Raw genomic sequence first — 21,810 nt, forward strand, 5'->3', positions numbered from 1 at the left:
CCGGCGGGGCCTTCGGTACGGGTGGGGCTCAGCAGCAGCGGAAGCCCTCGCGGGGGTCCGCCTCGCGGGCGTCCGTACGGGCGCGTTCGAAGGCGCGGCGGGTGAGGACCTCCGCGTCCGGGTCGTGGGAGCGGGCGTGGGCCACGTACCGGTCGTACGCGGCCTCCCCCGAGAACTCCCGTACGTAGAACCGGGCCCTGGCCAGTGCGCTCCGTACGGTGCTCACGCCACCGGCTCCTTGACGTGGCCGCCGCCCGCCTCCGGGCCCGCCGCCGCGGCGAGTTCCGCCCGCTCCTCGGCGGTCGCGATCAGTCCGGCCGGGGCGACGATCTTCGACTCGCTCCACGGGACCTCGGAGAGGGTCGCCGACTCCGGGTTGCGGACGGCCTTGAGGCAGGTCCGGGCCGCGTCCGCGAGGACCACGATGATCAGGACGGCGAAGAAGGCGCACAGCACGCCGTCGACCGTGGCGTTGGTGACCACGGTGTGCATGTCGTCCATGTTCTTCGCCGGCGGCAGGACCTTGTCGGCGTCGATTCCGGCCTGGTACTTGTCGCGCTGGGCGAAGAACCCGACCTTCACGTCCTCGGAGAAGATCTTCTGGTAGCTCGCGGTGAGGGTCACCGTGGCGTCCCACAACAGCGGAACGCCCGTCACCCAGGCCCACTTGAGCCGTCCGGACTTGACCAGCAGCGTGGTGCAGACGGCCAGCGCGACCGCGGCGAGCAGCTGGTTGGCGATGCCGAAGAGCGGGAAGAGCTGGTTGATGCCGCCCAGCGGGTCCTTGATGCCGACCCACAGGAAGTAGCCCCAGCCGCCGACGACGATCGCGCTCGCGAACCACACGCCGGGCTTCCAGCTGACGTCCTTGAAGGACTTGTGCACGTTGCCGAGGGTGTCCTGGAGCATGAACCGGCCCACGCGCGTGCCCGCGTCGAGCGTCGTCAGGATGAACAGCGCCTCGAACATGATCGCGAAGTGGTACCAGAACGCCTTCATGCCCGCGCCGCCGACCACGGCGGAGAAGATCTCCGACATCCCGAGTGCGAAGGTCGGCGCGCCGCCCGTGCGGGAGAGCAGGCTGGCTTCCTCGACGTCCTTGGCGGCCTGGGTGAGCGCCTCGGGGGAGATGGCGAAGCCGAAGTTCGTCACCGCCTGCGAGGCGGACTCGACCGTGGTGCCGATGACGCCGCCGGGGGAGTTGACCGCGAAGAAGAGGCCGGGCTCGATGATGCAGGCCGCGATGATCGCCATGACGGCGACGAAGGACTCGGTCAGCATCGCGCCGTAGCCGATCATGCGGACCTGGGTCTCCTTCTGGATCATCTTCGGGGTGGTTCCCGAGGAGACCAGGGCGTGGAAGCCGGAGAGCGCGCCGCAGGCGATGGTGATGAAGACGAAGGGGAACATCGAACCGGCGAAGACGGGTCCGTTGCCGCTCGCCGCGAAGTCGGTGACCGAGGGCATCTTCAGGGTGGGCATCGCGATGACCACGCCGAGCGCGAGGAGCGCGATGGTGCCGACCTTCATGAAGGTGGAGAGGTAGTCGCGGGGCGCGAGCAGCATCCACACCGGCAGTACCGATGCCAGGAAGCCGTACACGACCATCCAGATGACCAGCGTCTCCTTCTCGAGGGTGAAGGTGCCGGCGAAGGAGGACTCGGCGACCCAGCCGCCCGCGATGATGGCGAGCAGGAGCAGCGCGACGCCGATGACGGAGACCTCGGTGACCCGGCCCGGCCGCAGGACGCGCAGGTAGAAGCCCATGAAGACGGCGATCGGGATGGTCATGCCGATGGAGAAGACGCCCCAGGGGGAGTGCGCCAGGGCGTTGACGATGACCAGGGCGAGCACCGCCAGCAGGATGATCATGATGGCGAACACGGCGACCAGGGCGGCGGCTCCGCCGACGGGGCCGATCTCGTCCCGGGCCATCTGGCCGAGCGAACGCCCGTCGCGGCGGGTGGAGAAGAAGAGGGTGACCATGTCCTGGACGGCCCCGGCGAAGATGACGCCGGCGACGATCCAGATGGTGCCCGGCAGGTAGCCCATCTGCGCGGCGAGCACGGGTCCGACGAGCGGGCCGGCGCCGGCGACGGCGGCGAAGTGGTGGCCGAAGAGGACCCGGCGGTCGGTGGGGTGGAAGTCGACACCGTTGTCGAGGCGTTCGGCGGGGGTGGCCCGGGTCGCGTCGACCTTCAGTACGCGGTCCGCGATGAAGCGGGCGTAGAAGCGGTAGGCGATGGCGTACGAGCCCAGTGCGGCGGCGAGCAGCCACGCCGCGGAGATCTCCTCGCCGCGGGAGAGCGCGAGCACGCCCCAGCCGATGGCGCCGACGAGTCCGACGAGCACCCATACGGCGATGGACTTGGGAGAAGGCGAGCCGGGCGAGCCGGGCGTGGTGGTGCCCGGACTCGCCGCGTCCCGTTCTGTCCCTCTTGCTTCCGGTTCAGGCATGACCTCGTCCCCTCGTCGATCATCTGCGTAAGGGCAGGGAATCTACGGGGGATTGCCCGGTGAGCGTAAGGGTCCGTCCGCATTCCGGTATGTGAAGGAATTCGGTAGGCCGGGGTCCGGCGGGCGGGGCCGGACGGCCTCGGACGGGAGCCGAACGTGCGAGGTCAGACGGCGGGACGCTTGAGCCGGGCGACGAACTTGTACCGGTCGCCGCGGTACACCGACCGCACCCACTCCACCGGTTCCCCGTCGGCGTCCAGGGAGTGCCGCGACAGCATCAGCATCGGCAGGCCGACGTCGGTGCCGAGCAGCCCGGCCTCGCGCGGGGTGGCCAGCGAGGTCTCGATCGTCTCCTCGGCCTCGGCCAGGTGGACGTCGTAGACCTCGGCGAGGGCCGTGTAGAGGGAGGTGTACTTGGCGAGCGAACGGCGCAGTGCGGGGAAGCGCTTGGCCGACAGGTGCGTGGTCTCGATGGCCATCGGCTCGCCGCTGGCCAGGCGCAGCCGCTCGATGCGCAGCACCCGTCCACCGGTGGTGATCTTGAGCAGTCCGGCGAGGGTGTCGTCGGCCGTCACGTAGCCGATGTCGAGGAGCTGGGAGGTCGGCTCCAGCCCCTGGGCCCGCATGTCCTCGGTGTACGAGGTCAGTTGGAGCGCCTGGGAGACCTTGGGCTTGGCGACGAAGGTGCCTTTGCCCTGGATTCGCTCCAGTCGTCCTTCTACGACCAGTTCCTGGAGGGCCTGCCGGACGGTGGTCCGCGAGGTGTCGAATTCGGCCGCGAGCGTGCGCTCCGGCGGCACCGGGGTGCCGGGCGGCAGCGTCTCGGTCATGTCGAGCAAGTGCCGCTTGAGTCGGTAGTACTTGGGAACACGTGCCGTGCGGGTCGCTGCCCCGCCGTCCGGCTCCGTGGTCGCCCCTTCGGTGGCCATCGCCGCCCGCCTTCCCGACTCCAGTTTCGCTGCCGTCACCGGCTCCTCCGATATGTGCGGTCACATCGTGACACGAGTGGGGGGACAGGCCTTCTCTCTCCCCAGGTGTCGGTCCGATAACGGACCGGGCACCCGCTCATTAGACCCTTGACACCCCTAAAGGTCTAGGCCAAGCTCCAGCTACTGGTCTAAACCAATATGGATCAGATCCCGGCCCCACGGCAGTACTTCGCGTATGTCACCGCGGCGGGCGAGGGAAGTGCAGGCAGGCATCCCTGAGGAGGGTGGCGTGAAGCGCAAGCTCATCGCGGCGGTCAGTGTCGCGGGCATGATGGCCGGAGTCGCGGCGTGCGGCAACGGCGGCGACGACAAGGCGAAGACCGACGCGGGTGGCGCCAAGGAGATCACCGTCTGGGTGATGGACGGCTCCGCTCCCAAGGCCTGGATCGACGAGGTCAACAAGGAGTTCTCGGCCAAGCACCCCGGTGTCACGGTCAAGGTCGAAGAGCAGAAGTGGACCGGCATCCAGGAGAAGGTCACCACGGCCCTCTCCGAGAACAACCCGCCGGACGTCCTGGAGCTCGGCAACACGCAGACCGCCGGCTACGCGGTCACCGGCGGGCTCGCCGACCTGACGAAGGACAAGGCCAAGCTCGGCGCCGACGCCTGGCAGAAGAGCATGCTCCCCTCGGCCGAGATCGACGGCAAGCTCTACTCCGCTCCGTGGTACGCCGCCAACCGCGTCGTCGTCTACGACAAGAAGGCCTACGAGAAGGCCGGCGTCACCCCGCCGAAGACCCGCGACGAGTGGATCGCCGGTCTGGAGAAGCTGAAGGCGGCCGACCCGGCCTCGCAGCCGATCTACCTGCCCGGCCAGAGCTGGTACGTCCTCGCGGGCTTCATCTGGGACGAGGGCGGCGACCTCGCCGTCAAGGACGGCGCCAAGTGGAAGGGCGGACTGGGCACCCCGCAGGCCGCTTCCGCCGTGGAGTTCTACAAGAAGCTCCAGTCCTTCTCCACCGCCCCCAAGGACAAGGACGAGGCCAACCCGCAGCAGTCCACCGACATCGTTCCCAAGGGCGGCGTCGCCTCCTGGATCGGTCTCGGCTGGGAGGCCGGCGGTGCCGAGAAGGCCCTGAAGGACGCGGGCAAGGAGGCCGACTTCGGCTACTTCCCGATCCCGGGCAAGACCGCGGACAAGACCAGCACCGTCTTCCTCGGCGGCTCGAACCTCGCGATCGCCGAGCGCTCCAAGAACAAGGAGCTAGCCAAGGAGTGGCTGGCCCTCGCCGCAGGCAAGGACCAGATGACCAAGTACGCCGCCGAGACCAAGGGCGCCCTGCTGCCGAACCAGGCCGGCGCGAACTTCACCCCGGCCGCCGGCTCCTTCGCCGAGGCCATGGGCAAGGCCGGCGCCAACGGCAAGCTCACCCCGGTCACCGCGGGCTGGGCGAACGTCGAGACCGAGCCGAACCCCATCAAGGAGTTCATGACCAAGGTCCTGAACGGTGAGGACGCCGCCAAGGCGGGCGCGGACGCGGACAAGGAAATCGCGAGCCGCATCAACAAGTAGTCCCACCCCGCAGTTCCCGCACCACCCAGCAGTGTGATCGCACCGGGGGCACGGCAGGCGCCACGCCGCCTGCCGTGCCCCCGGTCGCGCATTTGACTCCACAGTCAACCGCGAGGAAGCCACGCCATGACCGTGCACTCCCAGGGAGCGATGACCGCCGCTCCACAGGACGCACCACAGAAGTCCGCCGGACGGCCCGAGAAGTCCGCGTCCCCGACCGGTCCCGGTCCCACGTCTCCTCGCGGGGGCAGAAAGTCGCTCCCCTCGGGGTGGCTGCCCTACCTGCTGGTCGCACCGGCGGTGCTCGCCCTCGCGACACTGCTGCTGTACCCGCTGATCAAGAACGTGATCCTGTCCTTCCAGGACATCAACAAGATCGAGTTCATCCAGCGGAAGTACCCCTTCGCGGGGTTCTCCAACTACACCGAGCTGATCGGTGACGCGGACTTCTGGACCGTGGTCGTCCGCAGCTTCGCCTTCACGGCGGCCAACGTCGTACTGATCATGGTGCTCGGCAGCCTCATCGGCATCCTGCTGAACCGGCTCGGCAAGAAGATGCGGCTGGTCCTGTCGATGGCGCTGGTGATGGCCTGGGCCATGCCGATCGTCGCCTCCGTGCAGGTCTTCAAATGGCTGTTCGACGAGCAGTTCGGCGTCATGAACTGGGTGATGCGCACCGCCGGCTTCGCCGGATACGAGCAGCACAACTGGATGCAGACGGGCCTCTCGACCCTGACGATCGTCACCGTCCTGGTGGTCTGGGGCTCCATCCCCTTCGTCGCCCTCAACATGTACGCCGGACTGACCACGGTCGGCGCCGAGCTGTACGAGGCCGCCCGGATGGACGGCGCCAACGGCTGGCAGACCTTCTGGAAGATCGTCTTCCCGAACCTCAAGCCGTTCTTCCTCATCACCACGTTCCTCGAGGTGATCTGGGTGTTCAAGGCCTTCACCCAGGTCTACGCGATGAACAAGGGCGGCCCCGACCGCGCCTCCGAGATCCTCCCGGTCTTCGCCTACGTCGAGGGCCAGAGCCAGGCCCACTACGGCCTCGCCGCCGCGATCTCCGTCCTGACGATCCTGATCCTCGTCGTCGTCATGTCCTTCTACTTCCGCCTGATCCTGAAGCAGGAGGAGGAGCAGTGAGCAGCACCACCACCACCACCGCGCCGAAGCCCGCGCAGCAGCTCCGCAAGCGCCGGCCGGTCCGTCCCGCCGCCGTGGCCAAGAACCTCGGCGCGCTCCTCCTCGCCCTGGTCTTCGTCTTCCCCGTGTACTGGATGTTCTCCTCGGCCCTCAAGCCGTCGAGCCAGATGCTCACGAAGGACCCGGTCTTCGTCTTCACCCCGACGCTCGACAACTTCACCAAGGCCACCGGGGTCTCCAACTTCTGGACGTACGTCACCAACAGCGTCCTGGTCACCGTCGGCGCCGTCGCGCTGGCCCTGCTCGTCGCCCTCGCCGCGAGCTTCGCCATCGCCCGGATGAGGTTCAAGGGCCGCAAGGGCCTCGTCCTCACCGTGATGATGGCCCAGATGGCCCCCTGGGAGGTCATGGTCATCGCGATGTACATGATCGCCCGCGACGGCGAGATGCTGAACAGCCTCCCGCTGCTCACCGCGATCTACTTCGTGATGATCCTCCCCTTCACCATCTGGACCCTGCGCGGCTTCATCGCCGCCGTCCCGGTGACCCTGGAGGAGGCGGCGCAGATCGACGGCTGCACCCGCGGCCAGGCCTTCCGCAAGGTGATCTTCCCGCTGCTGGCCCCCGGCCTGATGTCCACCTCGCTCTTCGGCTTCATCACCGCCTGGAACGAGTTCGCCATGGTCCTGATCCTCAACAAGGACAAGAGCGCGCAGACCCTGCCGCTGTGGCTGACCGAGTTCATGTCGGCCTTCGGCAACGACTGGGGCGCCACCATGGCCGCGTCCTCGCTCTTCGCGGTCCCGGTCCTGCTCATCTTCATCTTCCTCCAGCGCAAGGCCGTCGGCGGCATGACCGCCGGCGCCGTGAAGGGATAACGGCCGCCATGACTGTCCTTGCGCACCGCACCACGCCGTCCGACGGGAAGGACGGCCTCGCCCGGGACGCCCTCGCGGTCCTCCAGCCCGGCTTCGAGGGCACCACGGCCCCCGCCTGGCTGCTCCGCCGGGTCGGCGAAGGCCTCACCGCGGTCGGCCTGTTCGGCCGCAACATCACCTCGCCCGAGCAGCTCGCCGCGCTGACCGCGCAGCTGCGCACCGAGCGCGACGACGTCCTGGTCGCCATCGACGAGGAAGGCGGCGACGTCACCCGCCTGGAGGTCCGCGGCGGCTCGTCCTTCCCCGGCAACCTGGCCCTCGGCGCCGTCGACGACACCGGCCTCACCCGGGACGTCGCCCGCGAGCTGGGCCGCCGCCTCGCCGAGTGCGGGGTCAACCTCAACTGGGCCCCGTCCGCGGACGTCAACTCCAACCCGGACAACCCCGTCATCGGCGTACGGTCCTTCGGCGCCGACACCCGGCTCGCCGCCCGGCACACCGCCGCCTACGTCGAGGGCCTCCAGGCCGCAGGCGTCGCCGCGTGCACCAAGCACTTCCCGGGCCACGGCGACACCAACGTCGACTCGCACCACGCCCTGCCGCGCATCGACGTGGACCTGGACACCCTCCAGGCCCGCGAGCTCGTCCCCTTCAAGGCGGCCATCGAGGCCGGCACCAAGGCCGTGATGAGCGCGCACATCCTGGTGCCCGCCCTCGACCCGACCCGCCCGGCCACGCTCAGCCCGCAGATCCTGACCGGCCTGCTGCGCAAGGAGCTCGGCTACGAGGGCCTCATCGTCACCGACGGCATGGAGATGAACGCCATCGCCGGGACGTACGGGATCGAGCGCGGCTCGGTCCTCGCCATCGCGGCGGGCGCCGACGCCATCTGCGTCGGCGGCGGACTCGCCGACGAGGCCACCGTCCTGCGGCTGCGCGACGCGCTGGTCGCGGCCGTCCGCGAGGGCACGCTCCCCGAGGAGCGCCTCGCCGACGCCGCCGCCCGGGTCCGCGAGCTCGCCGCATGGACCCTCGGGGCCCGGCCGGACGCGCGGCCGGAGGGGAGCCGCGCGTCCGGCATCGGCCTGACGGCGGCCCGCCGCGCCCTGGTCGTCACCGGCTCGGCGGGCCCGGTCCGGAACCCGTACGTCGCGACCCTGACCCCGGTCGCGAACATCGCGGTGGGCGACGAGACCCCGTGGGGCGTGGCCGGCGAACTGGCCGCACTGGTACCCGCAACCGCCTCGGGCCGCTACCCGGAGGGCGCCGCGGCCGCGGACATCCTGGCGGCGGCGGGGGACCGTACGGTCGTCGCGGTGGTCCGCGACGCGCACCGCCACCCGTGGATGACCGAGGCCCTGGACGCACTGGTCGCGGCCCGCCCGGACACGGTCGTGGTCGAGATGGGCCTGCCGCAGGCCGCTCCGCGCGGAGCCCTGCACATCGCCACGCACGGCGCCTCGCGCGTCTGCGGCCGTGCCGCCGCCGAGGTCATCGCAGGGGTGTGACCCGGTCCGAGCGCGCACCACGGTGCCCCCGCCCCTCAGGGCCGGGGGCACCGCTGTGTCAGGGCATCTCCCACAGGGTCAGCCTGGTCTGGAAGTCGGGCCGGCCCTCGTTGTCGCTCACGCTGGTGACCTCCATCATCGCGAGCTTGTTCTGCTGGGTGATGCCGCACAGCACCAGACCCGGCACGATCTGCTTCTTCACCTGCTCGGCGTCCGGTTTGGGGGACAGGGCGTTGGCGCCCGCCGCCATCCGGCAGCGCTCCGGCGAGGGGTCCTCGCTCGGCCCCATGGGCCTTTCGAAGAGCAGCTCGTAGCTGTCCCTGACCCCGCCGAGGTGCGAGTACACGATCTCCGTCTGGCCGCTGTCGGCGCCCAGCGGCATGGCCTTGGGCGTGTCCAGGTCGAACTGCGTGTACCCGGTGGAGGGATAGCGCAGGGCGAAGGCCTCGCCCTGGAAGACGACCTTGTAGCTGCCGGCCTTCGGCGCGGCGGGCGTGCCGGCGGCCTCGGACTGCGAAGGAGCGGAGGACGGGGCGGACGACCGGGCCGGGCAGCCAGCCGCCGAAGTCCCGCAGCTGCCGCCCGCTCAGCTCCTGGCACAGGTCGGCCAGTCCCGACGGGGTGGGCCGGGCCTGCGGATCGGCGGCCAGGCAGTGCTGCAGGACGGTCCGCAGCGGTTCCGGATGGTCGGTGAGGTCCGGCGGCCGCGTCTCGGTGTTGGCGATCTGCGTGGCCGCCGTGATGGCGCCGGAATCCCCGTACGGATGGCGGCCGGTCGCGCAGACCGCGGCGATCAGGCCGAGGGAGAAGATGTCCGTCGCGGGTGTCAGCGGCAGGCCGTTCGCGTGCTCCGGCGACATGTACTGCGGGGGTGCCGATGAAGCCGCCGCTGCGGGTCAGCTGCGTGGCGTCCGCGGCCCGCGCGATCCCGAAGTCGATGACCCAGGGGCCCTCCGAGCCGATGAGCACGTTGCTCGGCTTCAGGTCGCGGTGGATCACCCCGGCCTTGTGCACCGAGTTCAGCGCTTCCGCCGCGCACCCGGTGAGCTGGAGGGCCGCGGCCAGCGGCAGCGGACCGTGCAGCGCCGGTACGTCGTCCAGCGCCAGGCCGGGGATGTACGTGGTGGCCAGCCACGGCTGCGGCCCGTTCGTGTCGTGGTCGACGACGGGCACGATGTGATAGCCCTGCACCTTCCGGGCCGACCGCGCCTCCTGCTCGAAGCGGCGCCGGAACTCCGGATCCTGCGCGTACTCCCGCCGGATCAGCGGATGCGGGGCGGCGCCGGCACGCAAGGGCCGGGCGCCCCCTGACGGAGGAGCCCGGCCCTTGCCGGTCCCGGGTCTGCGGACCCGGTGCTTACAGACCCTGCCAGGCGGGCTTGTTGGCGTAGGTGTGCCGGAAGTAGTCCGCCAGCTTGAGCTTCGCCGCGGCGGCCTCGTCCACGATGACGGTCGCGTGCCGGTGCAGCTGCAGCGCGGACGCCGGGACCAGAGCGGACAGCGGGCCCTCGACGGTCTGCGCGACCGCCTCGGCCTTGCCCTCGCCGGTGGCCAGGAGGACCAGGTGGCGGGCGTCGAGGATGGTGCCGATGCCCTGGGTGATGACGTGGTGCGGCACCTGGTCCAGGTCGTCGTCGAAGAAGCGCGCGTTGTCCACGCGGGTCTGCTCGGTCAGCGTCTTGATGCGGGTGCGGGAGGCGAGGGAGGAGCACGGCTCGTTGAAGCCGATGTGGCCGTCCGTGCCGATGCCGAGCAGCTGGAGGTCGACGCCGCCGGCCTCGGCGAGGGCCCGGTCGTATGCCTCGCACGCGCCGACGAGGTCCTCCGCCGAGCCGTCGGGGCCCATGAAGGAGGCCTCGGACAGGCCGAGGGGCTCGACGACCTCGCGCAGCACGACGGCGCGGTAGGACTCCGGGTGCCCGGCCGGCAGGCCGACGTACTCGTCGAGCTGGCAGATGCGGGCCCGGGAGGCGTCGACCTGGCCTGCCTTGACCTTGGCGGCGAGGGCTTCGTAGATGGGCAGCGGGGTAGAGCCGGTCGCCACGCCGAGCAGGGCGTCGGGCTTGCGGCGTACCAGGGCGGCCATGGCCTCCGCGATGAGCTCGCCGCCTGCCTTGGCGTCCGGGACGATGACAACTTCCACGCGGGGCCTGCCGATCTGGAGTGGTGGTGTGGTATAGACCAATCTAGCAGAGGCCGGCGCGGTCGGCGGGGGTCTCGCCGTTATCCATCGTGATCCGGATCCTGGCGCCCGGCCCGCCGGGCGACCGCCCTGCCGGAGCGCGGTGCGACGGCCTCGACGGGACCCCCGGGAGGCCGGTCGCACTCCGAAAGGGACGGCCTAGATCAGCGAGAGCTGCAGCCCGCCCGTCGCGTCCAGGTGCTGGCCCGTGACCCAGCGGGAGTCGGCCGAGGCCAGGAAGGCCACCACGTCCGCGACCTCCTCCGCCGTGCCCACCCGGTGGAAGACGGAGCGGGAGGCCAGGTGGGCACGGGTCGCCGGGTCCGCGAGCAGGCCCGCGTTCAGGTCCGTCTCGATGATTCCGGGGCCCACGGAGTTCACGGTGATCCCGCGCGGGGCCAGCTCGGCGGCGAGCGAGCGGGTCATCGCGTTCGCCGCGCCCTTCGCCATGACCGTCGCCAGGATCGCGGGCAGGGCGATCTCGGGGGTGCCGGTCACGTTCACGATCCGGCCCCCGTCCCGCAGCCGCGCCAGCCCGTGCTTGATCACGAAGAACGGCGCCTTGGCGTTGAGGGCGTGCGCACGGTCGTAGGTCTCCTCGTCCGTCCCCTCGATCCCCGCGAAGGTCACCCCGCCCGCGTTGTTGACCAGGATGTCCACGCCCTCGGTGTGCGCGGGATGGGCCTCGTACGCGGCCCACAGGGCCTGTGCGTCGCCGGGGACCCCGAGCTCGGCCCCGATGGCGAAGGCCCGTCCGCCGGCGGCCCCGATCGCCTCCACCGTCTCCTTCGCCGCCGCCTCGTTGCGCCCGTAGTGCACGGCGACCAGCGCCCCGTCCCGCGCCAGCCGCTCGGCCACGGCCCGCCCGATGCCCCGGCTGCCGCCCGTGACCAGTGCCGTCTTCCCCTTGAGCACGCCCATGACGCGCCCCCCTTCGCAATCAATAGTGGTCGCTACAGAAAGGACCGTATCAGATTCCCTAGCGCCCGCTATAGAATGCGGGCATGGTGACCGGACAGCGCGGCAGACCCCGCTCCTTCGACCGCGACGCCGCCCTCGACAAGGCGATGACCGCCTTCTGGGAGCGGGGGTACGAGGCGACCTCCATTTCCGACCTGACCGCCCTGCTCGGCATCAGCGCGCCCAGCCTGTACGCGGCCTTCGGCGACAAGCGCAAGCTCTTCGACGAGGTCGTCGTGGTGTACGGCGGCCGGTACGGGGACTTCGCGAGCGTGGCGCTCGCCGAGGAGCCCACCGCCCGGGCCGCCGTCGAGCGCATCCTGCGCGAGGCCGCCGAGGTCTACACCGACCCGGCCCACCCGCGCGGCTGCATGGTGATCAGCGCCGCGATCAACACCACCTCGGACGAGGTGGCGGAGGCCCTGCGCGAGCGCCGCAACGCCAACCTGGAGATGTTCGAGAGCCGGATCCGTGCCGACGTGGCCACCGGAGTGCTGCCCGCGGACACGGACGCCCGGGCGCTGGCCCGGTATGCCGGGGCCGTGCTTCAGGGGATGTCCCAGCAGTCGCGCGACGGGGCGAGCCGGGAGGAGCTGGAGGCGGTGGCGGCGCGGGCCCTGCTGGCCTGGCCGCCGGCGTAGTCGCCGGCCGGGGCGTACGGCTTGGAAATCCGCCCAAAAATTCCTCTGGGCCACGGTGCAGGACGGGACCCTCAGCCCATCCGGCACCGTAGCCCGGAGTACTTACGGCCGACAGGTGTGCGGTTCCCGACGGCCGGTGGGAGGTGCCTGCGCGGTCAGGGCAGAGCGCGCGGCTTACCTCGATCCGTCCTCCTGTGCGGGGAGGGCGGAAGCTTACTCAATTGTGGACTAGACCATTCTGTTCTGTCCATCCAATGACGGGACGTGGAAACCCGTCGCTTCCTCCAACAGTACGCGGCCTGCGCCCCTCCTGGATACTCCTGAGTACCGTCGTGGGGAAAGTCATCGCGTGTACCCGGGGTACGCTCGCAACGTGCCCTCCATGAACGACCTCGTACGCCAGCACACCGCTCTCGGTGAAACCGACCTGGAGTGGCTCCACCTGCTGGTCTCGGAGTGGCAACTGCTCTCCGACCTGTCCTTCGCCGACCTCGTGCTGTGGGTGCCCACCCTCGACGGCACGCGGTACGTCTCCGTCGCCCAGATGCGCCCGAACACCGGCCCCACCTCGTACCAGGACGACATGGTCGGCCACCTGGTTCCGCGCGGCCGCCGTCCGCTGCTGGACGCCGCCCTCGACGAGGGCCGGATCGTCCGCGAGGGTGACCCGGAGTGGCGCGAGGAGGTGCCGGTCCGCGTCGAGTCGATCCCCGTCCGCCGTGAGGGGCGGGTACTGGGAGTGATCGCGCGCAACACCAACCTGCTCACGGTGCGTACACCGAGCCGACTGGAGCTGACCTACCTCCAGTCCGCCTCCGACCTGGCCCAGATGATCGCCGCGGGCTCCTTCCCGTTCCCCGGCCAGCAGGTCGACATGGACGCCTCCCCGCGCGTCGGGGACGGCCTGATCCGCCTCGACGCCGACGGCGTGGTCACCTACGCGTCCCCGAACGCGCTCTCCGCCTACCACCGGCTCGGCCTCGCCTCCGACCTGGTCGGGCAGCACCTCGGCAACACCACCGCCGAACTCGCCCCCTCCCGCGGCCCGGTGGACGAGGCCCTGGTCAAACTCGCCAGCGGCTGGGCCCCCAGGGAGACCGAGATCGAGGGGAACGGCGGGGTCATCCAGCTGCGCGCGATCCCGCTCAAGCCGAAGGGGACCCGGATCGGCTCCCTGGTCCTCTGCCGCGACGTCACCGAACTGCGCCGTCGCGAACGTGAACTCATCACCAAGGACGCGACCATCCGGGAGATCCACCACCGGGTGAAGAACAACCTCCAGACGGTGGCAGCGCTGCTGCGGCTCCAGGCGCGCCGAATGGATTCTCCGCAGGGCCGCGAGGCGCTCAACGAGGCCGTGCGCCGCGTCGGTTCGATCGCGATCGTGCACGAGACGCTCTCTCAGAACCTGGACGAGCGGGTCGAGTTCGACGAGATCGCCGACCGCGTGATCGCGATGGTCTCGGAGATCTCCCCGGGCAAGGTCGACTGCCGGCGCACCGGCAGGTTCGGGATCCTGGACGCGGAGGTCGCCACTCCGCTGTCCATGGTGCTCACCGAGATCCTCCAGAACGCCCTGGAGCACGCCTTCACCCAGGGCGAGCGGGGCACCGTGGAGGTGGCCGCGACCCGTACCGGAACCGGCCGCACCGACGGGCGACTGCTGATCACCGTGCTCGACGACGGCAGCGGCCTGCCCGAGGGATTCGATCCCCAGCGGGCCGGCAACCTCGGGCTGCAGATCGTACGGACCCTCGTGGAGGGGGAGCTCGGCGGAACGTTCGACATGGTCCGGGCGCAGCCGCGCGGGACCAAGGTCGTCCTCGACCTGCCGTCGAGCCCGCAGAAGTAGCCGCAGCGGTAACGCTCCGTCACCTCGAGTGGCGTGCGGCAGTCGGCGGGAACATCACTCGGTGTGATCAGGAAAGCACTGAGCCCCGGACCGAATGGTGATCGGTCCGGGGCTCAAGAGCACGTTGCTGAGCGCTTATTCGGGTACTACGCGCTGCGCGTCGAGGCTCGAAAGTCGTTGTCAGGCGCTGGCGTTGCGCGCCCGGTTGCGAGCGGCACGGCGCTTCATGGCGCGGCGCTCGTCCTCGCTGAGACCGCCCCAGACGCCGGAGTCCTGACCGGACTCGAGCGCCCACTGCAGGCACTGCTCCATGACGGGGCAACGGCGGCAGACGGCCTTGGCTTCCTCGATCTGCAGCAGCGCAGGACCGGTGTTGCCGATGGGGAAGAAGAGTTCCGGGTCTTCCTCGCGGCAAACGGCGTTGTGACGCCAGTCCATGGCTGCTCCATCTCCTTGTATTGCGGGCACTTTGCTTGTGAATGTGAACGCTTTCACGAATCCCCCCGTGAGGGAAGGTCGACCGCCCGGTTTCACGCGGGTGATCAGTCAGAGATTCGTGGAGGGGTTCTGGCGATCTGTGTGGGTGCCGGGTTGTGCGGGCTGTCCCGATCGCCATGAAGAGATTCGCAAACCTCGGACGGGGATACAACCCCTTCCGGAAAGTTTTTTTTGATTCGTCGGTGTCTACTAGGTCACAGCCCTACATCGTGAGGGTGGACCGGCGTGTAAACGTTCGAGTGAAAGGCCTTCAGGCCCTTCCACTCACACAATCACACGCAGTGCACGGCGTACGCCTGTGAACCGAACGCTGGTGCGCAGTCCGAGGTGGTCTCCGTCCATCTGGAACGGAAGCGGCACCTTCGAATGCAAGGTGAAGTCGGTCAGATCGTGCAGAGACACTGCGTGCTTGCCGTGCGGACCCCGCTCAGGAGTGGAGGTCAGGAGCTGTGTCGCGTAGCGGGCGACGGCCGGAGTTGACAAACGGTCGAGCGCCAATACGTCAAGCGCGGTATCGAACGATGCCTCCGGCGAGGCATAAAGCGGACGATTGCCCAGATACGTCCACGGTGAGGTATTGCACACTATCGACAGCACCAGATCCGTCACAGGATCGGCGCCGGGGCGCTCCAGCGTGACCGTGCCGTGCCGCCGGTTCGGCTCCTCCCAGAACTGGCGCATCAGCTGTCGTACATACAGGGCGTGCGTCGAACGCTTGCCGCGCTCCCGCTGCTGCTCGACCCGCCCCACCACGCCCGCGTCGAAGCCGAAGCCCGCGCAGAAGGTGAACCAGCGCGCCGGGACCGACTCGTCCTCCGTGCCCGGGGTGCCGGCCGCCAGGCCCAGCCCCACCGTCCGCTCCCGTTGCTCGCGCAGCGCGTCCAGCAGGGCGCCGGTCGCCTCGACCGCATCGTTGGGCAGTCCCAGGGCGCGCGCGAACACATTGGTGGAGCCGCCGGGCACCACCGCCAGCCGGGGCAGCCGGTCCGGATCGGGGCCGTTGTGCAGGAGCCCGTTGACCACCTCGTTGACCGTGCCGTCACCGCCGAGGGCGACGACGAGGTCGATCCCCTCGTGCGCGGCCTTGCGACCCAGGTCCCGGGCGTGCCCGCGGTACTCGGTGGTCACCGCCTCCAGCTTCATCTCGCTGGCCAGGGCATGGGTCAGGACGTCGCGCGTGCGCGCACTGGTGGTCGTCGCTGCTGGGTTGGCCACGAGAAGTGCACGCATGAGCGCCAGACTACCCACCCCTTCACATGCCGACCCTACTGCCCGTCCCCTCCGGGGTCCGGGGCCCGCCGCTACCCTGCTGGAGTGAGTAAGAAGCAGCCTGCGCAGGCCCCCGCCCCCACCGCCGCACCGCCCGCCGGGCTGCCCGGCCGGCTGACCGCCGCCGCCGCGCTCACCGCGCTGGAAGGCCTGGCGCTGGCCGGCCTCGGTGTCTACATGCTGTTCGTGGGCATCGCCGGCGACCCCGACTCCCCGCAGCAGGCCGAGACGGGCGGGCTCACCGTGCTCGCCCTCGCCGCGCTGCCGCTGATCGCGGCCCGCGGGCTGCGCCTGGGCCGCCGCTGGAGCCGCGGCCCGGCACTGATCACCCAGCTGATGGCGCTGCCGGTGGCCTGGACCCTCTACAGCACCGGCGGCCCGATGGTCGCCGCCGCGGTGGCGCTGGCCTTGGCCGCGGTGGCCGTCGTGGCGCTCCTGGTGAACCCGACGGCGACCGAGGCGCTCGGTATCGGGCCCGGCGAGCAGGCCCGATAACCGGACGTCCGGCGTCTGGTCCTACTCCTCGACCAGCAGCTTCTCGCGGAGCTGGGCCAGGGTGCGGGCCAGCAGCCGGGAGACGTGCATCTGGGAGATGCCCACCTCCTGGGCGATCTGCGACTGGGTCATGTTGCCGAAGAACCGAAGCAGCAGGATCCGCTTCTCCCGCGGCGGCAGCCCCTCCAGCAGCGGCTTGAGGGACTCGCGGTACTCGACGCCCTCCAGGGCCTCGTCCTCCGCGCCCAGGGTGTCCGCGACCGCCGGCGACTCGTCGTCGGTGTCCGGGACGTCCAGCGAGAGCGTGCTGTAGGCATTGGCCGATTCCAGCCCCTCCAGCACCTCCTCCTCTGAGATCCCCAGCCGTTCGGCCAGTTCGTGCACCGTGGGGGAGCGCCCGTGCTGCTGGGAGAGCTCGGCCGTGGCCGTCGTCAGCGAGAGCCGCAGCTCCTGCAGGCGCCGGGGCACCCGAACGGCCCAGCCCTTGTCACGGAAGTGGCGCTTGATCTCGCCGACCACCGTGGGCGTGGCGTACGTGGAGAACTCGACCCCGCGGTCGGGGTCGAACCGGTCCACCGATTTGATGAGGCCGATCGTGGCGACCTGGGTCAGGTCGTCCAGCGGCTCGCCGCGGTTGCGGAAGCGCCTGGCCAGGTGTTCGACCAGCGGCAGGTGCATCCGTACGAGCCGGTTGCGCAGCTCCGCCTTCTCCGCCGACCCGTCGGGCAGCGCCCGCAGCTCGATGAAGAGGGCCCGCGCGCCGCTGCGGTCACGCGGATCCGGCAGCGCCGGGGTCACCGGGAACACCGGCGCCGCCGGTGCCGCCGGTGCCGCCGGCGCCACGGGGGCCGTGGCCTCCGGTGGCTGTGGTTGGTCGTGCTGGTTCTCGCTCATAGGGCCCGCCCGTCGCTCCGCCGAGTCCAAAAAGCCGTCTTCCGCATCCGCGTCAGCCGGGTGCGGCCGGGCGTGCTGCTGCTCCGGGATGCCGCCGTCGACCTCGTGCCGTACCCGGGGCCGATCCCCGCCCCGCACCGGGATCTCCCCGCCGCTCACGCCGGGCCTGGTCCCGCGCCGCGCTGTTTGTAGAGGCTGATGCTCACCGTCTTGTTCTCCTCGACCGTGGCCTCGACCTTGCCGGCCAGCGCCGACAGGACCGTCCACGCGAACGTGTCACGCTCCGGTGCGCGCCCGTCGGTGGTCGGTGCCGAGACGGTCACCTCCAGCGAATCGTCGATCAGCCGGAACACGCAGCTGAGGACGGAGCCCGGCACGGCCTGCTGGAGCAGGATCGCGCAGGCCTCGTCCACCGCGATGCGGAGGTCCTCGATCTCGTCGAGGGTGAAGTCCAAACGTGCTGCGAGACCGGCCGTGGCCGTGCGCAACACCGACAGGTAGGCACCCGCAGCGGGCAGCCGGACTTCCACGAAGTCCTGAGTCCCGGGCTCGCCTGCGATCTGGGACACCCTCACCTCCAAGGTGGTACGAGCTCTGTTCGCCGGTGACGCTATCGCGATCCGGGCGATCGTGTCGCGGCACCCCTCTTGGCGCCCGCTTGGACACCCGCCTACGGCCAGTGACTGATGGTAAGCCCATGGGTACGCACAGTGGCTAGGGGTCTGCGGGGCCCAAATCGGGGGAACCGGCGGAGGGTTGACCTACCCCGCCTCAGACGATCGAACCGTCGACAAAACACCATCGCCAGGTCTCGCCCGGTTCGAAGCTCCGCATCACCGGATGGCCGGTCTCCTGATGGTGCGCGGTGGCGTGCCGGAAGGGGGAGGAGTCGCAGCAGGCGACGTTCCCGCACCAGAGACACATCCGCAGTTGCACGGGATGGCTGCCGAGCGCCAGACATTCGGGACAGGTCTGCGCAGAGGGGATCGGCTCGGGGCGCGGCAGTTCGGCAACATGGGTGCACTCGCTCATGATGACCAGCGTAAAGCCGCGGTGCGGGCACGTGACGGATGAGGTGGATCTTCGATGGAGGTATTGCCGCTGGTGGCGCTCGTCGCGGGCAGCGCGGCCGTCGCGGGGCTGGCCCGGCGTACGCCCGTGCCCGCGCCGCTGCTGCTCGTCGCCGCGGGCCTGCTGGCCGCGTACCTCCCGGGCGTGCCCTCGTACACCCTCGACCCGCACATCGTGCTGCCGCTGCTGCTGCCGCCCCTGCTGTACACGGCCGCCGTGGACAGCTCGTACCTGGACCTGCGGGCCAACATCAGGCCGATCGCGATGCTCTCGGTGGGCTACGTGCTCTTCGCGACGCTCGCCGTCGGGTACGCGGCGTACCTGCTGGTGCCGGGGCTGTCCGTGCCGGTGGCCCTGGTGCTGGGCGCCGTGATCGCGCCGCCCGACGCGGTCGCCGCGACCGCGATCGCCCGCAAGCTCCGGCTGCCGAACCGGATCACGACGATCCTCCAGGGCGAGTCCCTCGTCAACGACGCCACCGCGATCACCGCCTACAAGGTGGCGCTGGCGGCGGCGGTCGGGGTGAGCGCCGGCTGGGCGGGCGGGATCGAGGAGTTCCTGCTGGCCTCGGTCGGCGGAATCGCCGTGGGCCTGCTGCTGATGGTGCCGATCCACCACCTGCGCACGCGGCTGAAGGAACCGCTGCTCCAGAACACCCTCTCGCTGCTGATCCCCTTCGTGGCGTACGCGGCGGCCGAGCGGGTGCACGCCTCCGGGGTGCTGGCCGTGGTCGTGGTCGCGCTGTACCTCGGACACCGGAACTGGCAGGTCGACTTCGCCACCCGGCTCCAGGAGGAGGCGGTGTGGAAGGTGGTCGCCTTCGTGCTGGAGTCGGTGGTCTTCGCGCTGATCGGGCTCCAGCTTCCGGTGGTCCTGAAGGGGCTGGGGGAGTACGAGGACCTGCACGCGGCCTGGTACGCGATCGCCGTGTTCCTCGCGGTGGTGGTGGCCCGGTTCCTGTGGGTGTTCCCGGCGACCTTCGTACCGCGCTGGATCTCCCCGCGGATCCGGTCGAGGGAGCCGGACACCGACTGGAAGGCCCCGGTGATCGTGGGATGGGCCGGGATGCGCGGAGTGGTCTCGCTCGCCATCGCCTTCTCCGTGCCGGTCACGGTGCCGCACCGGAACCTGATCCTCTTCCTGACCTTCACGACCGTCATCGGGACGCTGGTGGTGCAGGGGTTGACGCTGCCGCCCCTGATCAGGGTGCTGAAGCTGCCGCCCAAGGACGTGCAGGCCGAGACGCTGGCGGAGGCGCAGGCCCAGAGCGAGGCCTCGCGGGCGGCGGAGGAGCGGCTGGCGGAGCTGCTGGAGGAACCGGAGAACAGCACCCTGCCGCCCCCGCTGGCGGAGCGGCTGCGCACGGTGCTGGAGCGGCGGCGCAACGCCGTGTGGGAACGGCTGGGCGAGGTCAACCCGCTCACCGGGGAGTCGGCGGACGACATCTACCGCAGGCTCGCGCGGGACATGATCGAGGCGGAGCGGGAGGTCTTCGTCGCGCTGCGGGACCGCCGGCGGATCGACGACGAGATGCTGCGGGCCCTGCTGCGCAGGCTGGACCTGGAGGAGGCGGCGGCGTACCGCGAGTCGACGTAGCCCCTGCGGGGTGCCCGGCAGGTCCCCCGGCACGGCCGCGCCGGGCGCCACCGCGCAGGGGTGCGGCACCGTTGCGCGGGGCTCCGCCCCCGGCCCCCGGCGACCACTGGGAGTGCCCCCGGTGCCTCGAACTCCCCTGGCCACCGCCGGTAGGGGCCCCGGCGGGGCTGAGACGTCCGGCTACGGGCGGCCCGTGACGATCGCGGCCAGGACGGTGCCGTGCGGGAAGGCGCCGGAGGAGGTGAGGGCGGTGAGGGCCCACAGGAGCTTGGCCACGTAGATCCGCTCCACCGGGAGGCCGTGCCGGGACTCGAAGTCGGCGGCGAAGGCCTCCAGTGCGGCCGGGACGCGGGCGTAGCCGCCGTGGTGGAAGTCCTCGGCCAGGGACCAGTCGCCGACCGGGCCGCCGTACGCCTCGCTCTGGAGGGAACGTATCTCCGCAGTCAGGAAGCCGCCCGCCAGGACGGGGACGCCCAGCGCCCGCTGGCCGGGGGCGAGGCCGGCCGCGAGGCCCGCCAGGGTCCCGCCGGTGCCGCAGGCCACGGCCGCCACGTCGGCGGCGCCCCGCAGCTCGTGGCCCAGCTCCGCGCAGCCCGCCAGGGCGAGGGCGTTGCTGCCGCCCTCCGGGACGACGTACGCGCGGCTCGCGCCCGCCTCGTCCAGCAGCAGTGCCAGCGCCTGCGGGTCGGCCTTGGCGCGGTAGCGCGACCGGGACACGAAGTGCAGCCGCATGCCGTCCGCCGCGCAGCGGGCGAGGGAGTCGTTCAGGGGCCGGCCGGCGAGCTCGTCGCCGCGCACGACGCCGACGGTCCGCAGGCCCAGCAGCCGCCCGGCGGCCGCGGTGGCCCGCAGGTGGTTCGAGTAGGCCCCGCCGAAGGTGATCAGCGTGTCGTGCCCCGCCTCCACCGCGGCCCGGAGGTTCGGCGCGAGCTTGCGCCACTTGTTGCCGGGCAGTTCCGGGTGGACGAGGTCGTCCCGTTTCAGGAGCAGCCGTACGCCGTGCGCCGCGAACCGCTCGTCCGCCGCCTCGACGAGCGGGGACGGCGGGCGCGGCTGCAAGAAGGCGTCGAGGTTCGCGGGCCGGTCCACCCGTCCATTGTGGGGTGCCCCTCCCCGCGCCGCCGCACCTCACGGCACGACGGGCGCGGTCCGGCCCCGAGGGGTCTCCACGTGCCGTGCGGAGCCGGTGGCAACGCTCCGCCGTCGTCCCCGGCGCGGCTCCGGGGACGACGGTCCGGAGCCGCGGCCGGGCCGGCTACTTCAGGCGCTCGGCGATGCGGTTGCGCATGGAGTCCATCGTGAAGCCCCGGGGGTCGACCTTGCCGGGCTGCCATTCGCGGTGGCCGATCACCGAGCGCGCCGTCCAGCGGTGGATCCGGCAGACGGCCGCCGAGGCACGGGCGATGGCGTCGAGCTGGACCGCCGGCCAGGGGTCCTCGCCGTCGCCGAGGTTCTCGCACTCGAAGCCGTAGAAGTGGCGGTTGCCGTCGGTGTCGGCCTGGTTGTCCGGTGGGAGCCGCTTCTCCGCGATCACCGCCGCGAGGACGTCGGAGTCGCCGAGGCCGGCGTGGTTGGCGCGGCCGTAGCCGACCAGGTGGACCCGGCCGTCCTTGGCGATCACGCCGTGGCAGAGCGGGCCCGGCAGGGCGCTGTGGCCCTCCCGGCAGAGCTGGACGGTGTACGGGGTGCCGCGCGTGACGGTGTGGTGGATCATCACCCCGTGCACCGGGCCCCAGGGGCCCTTGTGGTTGCGGTTGTGGGTGCGCCAGGCGCCGACCTCGACGACGGTCAGACCCTCGCGCCGCAGTGCGTCGATGAACCGGTCCGCGGACATGGGTGCGGCCATGGCCGCCTCCTTCGT

Annotated in this window: 21 protein-coding genes and 2 pseudogenes; 8 read left to right on the top strand and 15 right to left on the bottom strand. The window is 70.8% G+C overall.

Translation table 11 applies throughout. The annotated features are described in order from the left end of the window. Window positions 1-28 precede the first annotated feature (28 nt). From OG472_RS29070 to OG472_RS29080, 3 genes are all read right to left on the bottom strand, one after another. Window positions 29-226: a CstA-like transporter-associated (seleno)protein gene (locus OG472_RS29070; RefSeq protein WP_397729155.1), complete on the bottom strand. Its 198-nt coding sequence runs from the start codon at window positions 224-226 to the stop codon at window positions 29-31. Further along, window positions 223-2,457, bottom strand: a complete 2,235-nt coding sequence (locus OG472_RS29075; RefSeq protein ID WP_405942212.1) for a carbon starvation CstA family protein — start codon at window positions 2,455-2,457, stop codon at window positions 223-225. Before OG472_RS29075 ends, OG472_RS29070 begins: the two co-directional genes overlap by 4 nt. A 164-nt stretch (window positions 2,458-2,621) precedes the next feature. Continuing rightward, window positions 2,622-3,386: a GntR family transcriptional regulator gene (locus OG472_RS29080; RefSeq protein WP_030709888.1), complete on the bottom strand. Its 765-nt coding sequence runs from the start codon at window positions 3,384-3,386 to the stop codon at window positions 2,622-2,624. 289 nt (window positions 3,387-3,675) lie between these two features. On the opposite strand from OG472_RS29080, the gene OG472_RS29085 reads away from it, so the two are divergent. From OG472_RS29085 to OG472_RS29100, 4 genes are all read left to right on the top strand, one after another. Next, complete coding sequence (locus tag OG472_RS29085; RefSeq protein ID WP_401606638.1) at window positions 3,676-4,959, top strand: extracellular solute-binding protein; 1,284 nt, start codon at window positions 3,676-3,678, stop codon at window positions 4,957-4,959. A 126-nt stretch (window positions 4,960-5,085) separates the two neighbouring features. Beyond that, window positions 5,086-6,105: a carbohydrate ABC transporter permease gene (locus tag OG472_RS29090; protein WP_405831924.1), complete on the top strand. Its 1,020-nt coding sequence runs from the start codon at window positions 5,086-5,088 to the stop codon at window positions 6,103-6,105. Continuing rightward, window positions 6,102-6,983, top strand: coding sequence for a carbohydrate ABC transporter permease (locus OG472_RS29095; RefSeq protein ID WP_404956667.1), 882 nt, complete (start codon window positions 6,102-6,104; stop codon window positions 6,981-6,983). The genes OG472_RS29090 and OG472_RS29095 overlap by 4 nt, the downstream gene beginning before the upstream one ends. 8 nt (window positions 6,984-6,991) lie before the next feature. Further along, window positions 6,992-8,491 (top strand): glycoside hydrolase family 3 protein, encoded by a 1,500-nt coding sequence (locus OG472_RS29100; RefSeq protein WP_405942213.1) that lies wholly within the window; start codon window positions 6,992-6,994, stop codon window positions 8,489-8,491. Window positions 8,492-8,549: 58 nt separating this feature from the next. Here the strand turns inward: OG472_RS29100 and OG472_RS29105 are convergent, their stop codons facing one another. The 5 genes and pseudogenes from OG472_RS29105 to OG472_RS29125 all read right to left on the bottom strand — a co-directional run bounded on the left by OG472_RS29105 (window position 8,550) and on the right by OG472_RS29125 (window position 11,594). Continuing rightward, window positions 8,550-8,873: a hypothetical protein gene (locus tag OG472_RS29105; RefSeq protein ID WP_405835054.1), complete on the bottom strand. Its 324-nt coding sequence runs from the start codon at window positions 8,871-8,873 to the stop codon at window positions 8,550-8,552. Between the two features lie 292 nt (window positions 8,874-9,165). Then, window positions 9,166-9,351: pseudogene (locus OG472_RS29110) on the bottom strand (serine/threonine protein kinase); the annotation flags it as partial. 94 nt (window positions 9,352-9,445) lie between these two features. Continuing rightward, a pseudogene (locus OG472_RS29115) lies at window positions 9,446-9,682 on the bottom strand (protein kinase domain-containing protein); the annotation flags it as partial. A gap of 166 nt (window positions 9,683-9,848) precedes the next feature. Further along, window positions 9,849-10,634 (bottom strand): glucosamine-6-phosphate deaminase, encoded by a 786-nt coding sequence (nagB, locus tag OG472_RS29120; RefSeq protein ID WP_405831929.1) that lies wholly within the window; start codon window positions 10,632-10,634, stop codon window positions 9,849-9,851. Window positions 10,635-10,832: 198 nt separating this feature from the next. Beyond that, window positions 10,833-11,594: an SDR family oxidoreductase gene (locus tag OG472_RS29125; RefSeq protein WP_405831931.1), complete on the bottom strand. Its 762-nt coding sequence runs from the start codon at window positions 11,592-11,594 to the stop codon at window positions 10,833-10,835. 83 nt (window positions 11,595-11,677) lie between these two features. On the opposite strand from OG472_RS29125, the gene OG472_RS29130 reads away from it, so the two are divergent. Beyond that, window positions 11,678-12,274 (top strand): TetR/AcrR family transcriptional regulator, encoded by a 597-nt coding sequence (locus OG472_RS29130; protein WP_405831932.1) that lies wholly within the window; start codon window positions 11,678-11,680, stop codon window positions 12,272-12,274. A gap of 382 nt (window positions 12,275-12,656) precedes the next feature. Then, window positions 12,657-14,126 carry a PAS domain-containing sensor histidine kinase gene (locus OG472_RS29135; protein WP_361753242.1) on the top strand — a complete coding sequence of 490 codons (1,470 nt, stop codon included), beginning with the start codon at window positions 12,657-12,659 and terminating at the stop codon, window positions 14,124-14,126. Between the two features lie 180 nt (window positions 14,127-14,306). On the opposite strand, the gene OG472_RS29140 is transcribed toward OG472_RS29135, so the two are convergent. Both OG472_RS29140 and OG472_RS29145 read right to left on the bottom strand, forming a co-directional pair. Then, window positions 14,307-14,564 carry a WhiB family transcriptional regulator gene (locus OG472_RS29140; protein ID WP_003953983.1) on the bottom strand — a complete coding sequence of 86 codons (258 nt, stop codon included), beginning with the start codon at window positions 14,562-14,564 and terminating at the stop codon, window positions 14,307-14,309. A gap of 324 nt (window positions 14,565-14,888) precedes the next feature. Further along, window positions 14,889-15,854, bottom strand: a complete 966-nt coding sequence (locus OG472_RS29145; protein WP_401606625.1) for a diacylglycerol/lipid kinase family protein — start codon at window positions 15,852-15,854, stop codon at window positions 14,889-14,891. Window positions 15,855-15,938: 84 nt separating this feature from the next. Here OG472_RS29145 and OG472_RS29150 point away from each other — a divergent pair, with 84 nt between their 5' ends. After that, window positions 15,939-16,388: a hypothetical protein gene (locus OG472_RS29150; protein ID WP_405831934.1), complete on the top strand. Its 450-nt coding sequence runs from the start codon at window positions 15,939-15,941 to the stop codon at window positions 16,386-16,388. A 21-nt stretch (window positions 16,389-16,409) separates the two neighbouring features. Here OG472_RS29150 and OG472_RS29155 read toward each other — a convergent pair whose 3' ends face one another. From OG472_RS29155 to OG472_RS29165, 3 genes are all read right to left on the bottom strand, one after another. Beyond that, entirely contained in the window at window positions 16,410-17,426 is a 1,017-nt protein-coding gene (locus OG472_RS29155; protein WP_405834956.1) for an RNA polymerase sigma factor SigF, read from the bottom strand. A gap of 11 nt (window positions 17,427-17,437) precedes the next feature. Continuing rightward, window positions 17,438-17,851, bottom strand: a complete 414-nt coding sequence (locus tag OG472_RS29160; protein WP_033218654.1) for an anti-sigma regulatory factor — start codon at window positions 17,849-17,851, stop codon at window positions 17,438-17,440. A gap of 202 nt (window positions 17,852-18,053) precedes the next feature. Beyond that, a complete protein-coding gene (locus OG472_RS29165; RefSeq protein ID WP_383562818.1) occupies window positions 18,054-18,314 on the bottom strand; it encodes a UBP-type zinc finger domain-containing protein in 261 nt (86 codons plus the stop codon). A 54-nt stretch (window positions 18,315-18,368) separates the two neighbouring features. Here OG472_RS29165 and OG472_RS29170 point away from each other — a divergent pair, with 54 nt between their 5' ends. Next, complete coding sequence (locus OG472_RS29170; protein WP_401606620.1) at window positions 18,369-19,949, top strand: Na+/H+ antiporter; 1,581 nt, start codon at window positions 18,369-18,371, stop codon at window positions 19,947-19,949. A 180-nt stretch (window positions 19,950-20,129) separates the two neighbouring features. Here the strand turns inward: OG472_RS29170 and OG472_RS29175 are convergent, their stop codons facing one another. Together OG472_RS29175 and OG472_RS29180 are read right to left on the bottom strand one after the other, a co-directional pair. Continuing rightward, entirely contained in the window at window positions 20,130-21,038 is a 909-nt protein-coding gene (locus OG472_RS29175) for a 1-aminocyclopropane-1-carboxylate deaminase/D-cysteine desulfhydrase (protein WP_405831937.1), read from the bottom strand. Window positions 21,039-21,204: 166 nt separating this feature from the next. Then, window positions 21,205-21,795, bottom strand: coding sequence for an N-acetylmuramoyl-L-alanine amidase (locus OG472_RS29180; RefSeq protein ID WP_401606616.1), 591 nt, complete (start codon window positions 21,793-21,795; stop codon window positions 21,205-21,207). Between the last annotated feature and the right edge of the window lie 15 nt (window positions 21,796-21,810).

This window comes from Streptomyces sp. NBC_00207 (assembly GCF_045160965.1).
Classification (GTDB): domain Bacteria; phylum Actinomycetota; class Actinomycetes; order Streptomycetales; family Streptomycetaceae; genus Streptomyces.

Bases quoted from the DNA above. Each gene is read 5' to 3' on its own strand.
- OG472_RS29180 (WP_401606616.1), bottom strand. From the start codon at position 21,795: ATGGCCGCACCCATGTCCGCGGACCGGTTCATCGACGCACTGCGGCGC.
- OG472_RS29090 (WP_405831924.1), top strand. From the start codon at position 5,086: ATGACCGTGCACTCCCAGGGAGCGATGACCGCCGCTCCACAGGACGCA.
- OG472_RS29125 (WP_405831931.1), bottom strand. From the start codon at position 11,594: ATGGGCGTGCTCAAGGGGAAGACGGCACTGGTCACGGGCGGCAGCCGG.
- OG472_RS29100 (WP_405942213.1), top strand. From the start codon at position 6,992: ATGACTGTCCTTGCGCACCGCACCACGCCGTCCGACGGGAAGGACGGC.
- OG472_RS29105 (WP_405835054.1), bottom strand. From the start codon at position 8,873: ATGCCGCTGGGCGCCGACAGCGGCCAGACGGAGATCGTGTACTCGCAC.
- OG472_RS29135 (WP_361753242.1), top strand. From the start codon at position 12,657: ATGAACGACCTCGTACGCCAGCACACCGCTCTCGGTGAAACCGACCTG.
- OG472_RS29075 (WP_405942212.1), bottom strand. From the start codon at position 2,457: ATGCCTGAACCGGAAGCAAGAGGGACAGAACGGGACGCGGCGAGTCCG.
- OG472_RS29170 (WP_401606620.1), top strand. From the start codon at position 18,369: ATGGAGGTATTGCCGCTGGTGGCGCTCGTCGCGGGCAGCGCGGCCGTC.
- OG472_RS29080 (WP_030709888.1), bottom strand. From the start codon at position 3,386: ATGGCCACCGAAGGGGCGACCACGGAGCCGGACGGCGGGGCAGCGACC.
- OG472_RS29140 (WP_003953983.1), bottom strand. From the start codon at position 14,564: ATGGACTGGCGTCACAACGCCGTTTGCCGCGAGGAAGACCCGGAACTC.
- OG472_RS29130 (WP_405831932.1), top strand. From the start codon at position 11,678: ATGGTGACCGGACAGCGCGGCAGACCCCGCTCCTTCGACCGCGACGCC.
- OG472_RS29145 (WP_401606625.1), bottom strand. From the start codon at position 15,854: ATGCGTGCACTTCTCGTGGCCAACCCAGCAGCGACGACCACCAGTGCG.
- OG472_RS29165 (WP_383562818.1), bottom strand. From the start codon at position 18,314: ATGAGCGAGTGCACCCATGTTGCCGAACTGCCGCGCCCCGAGCCGATC.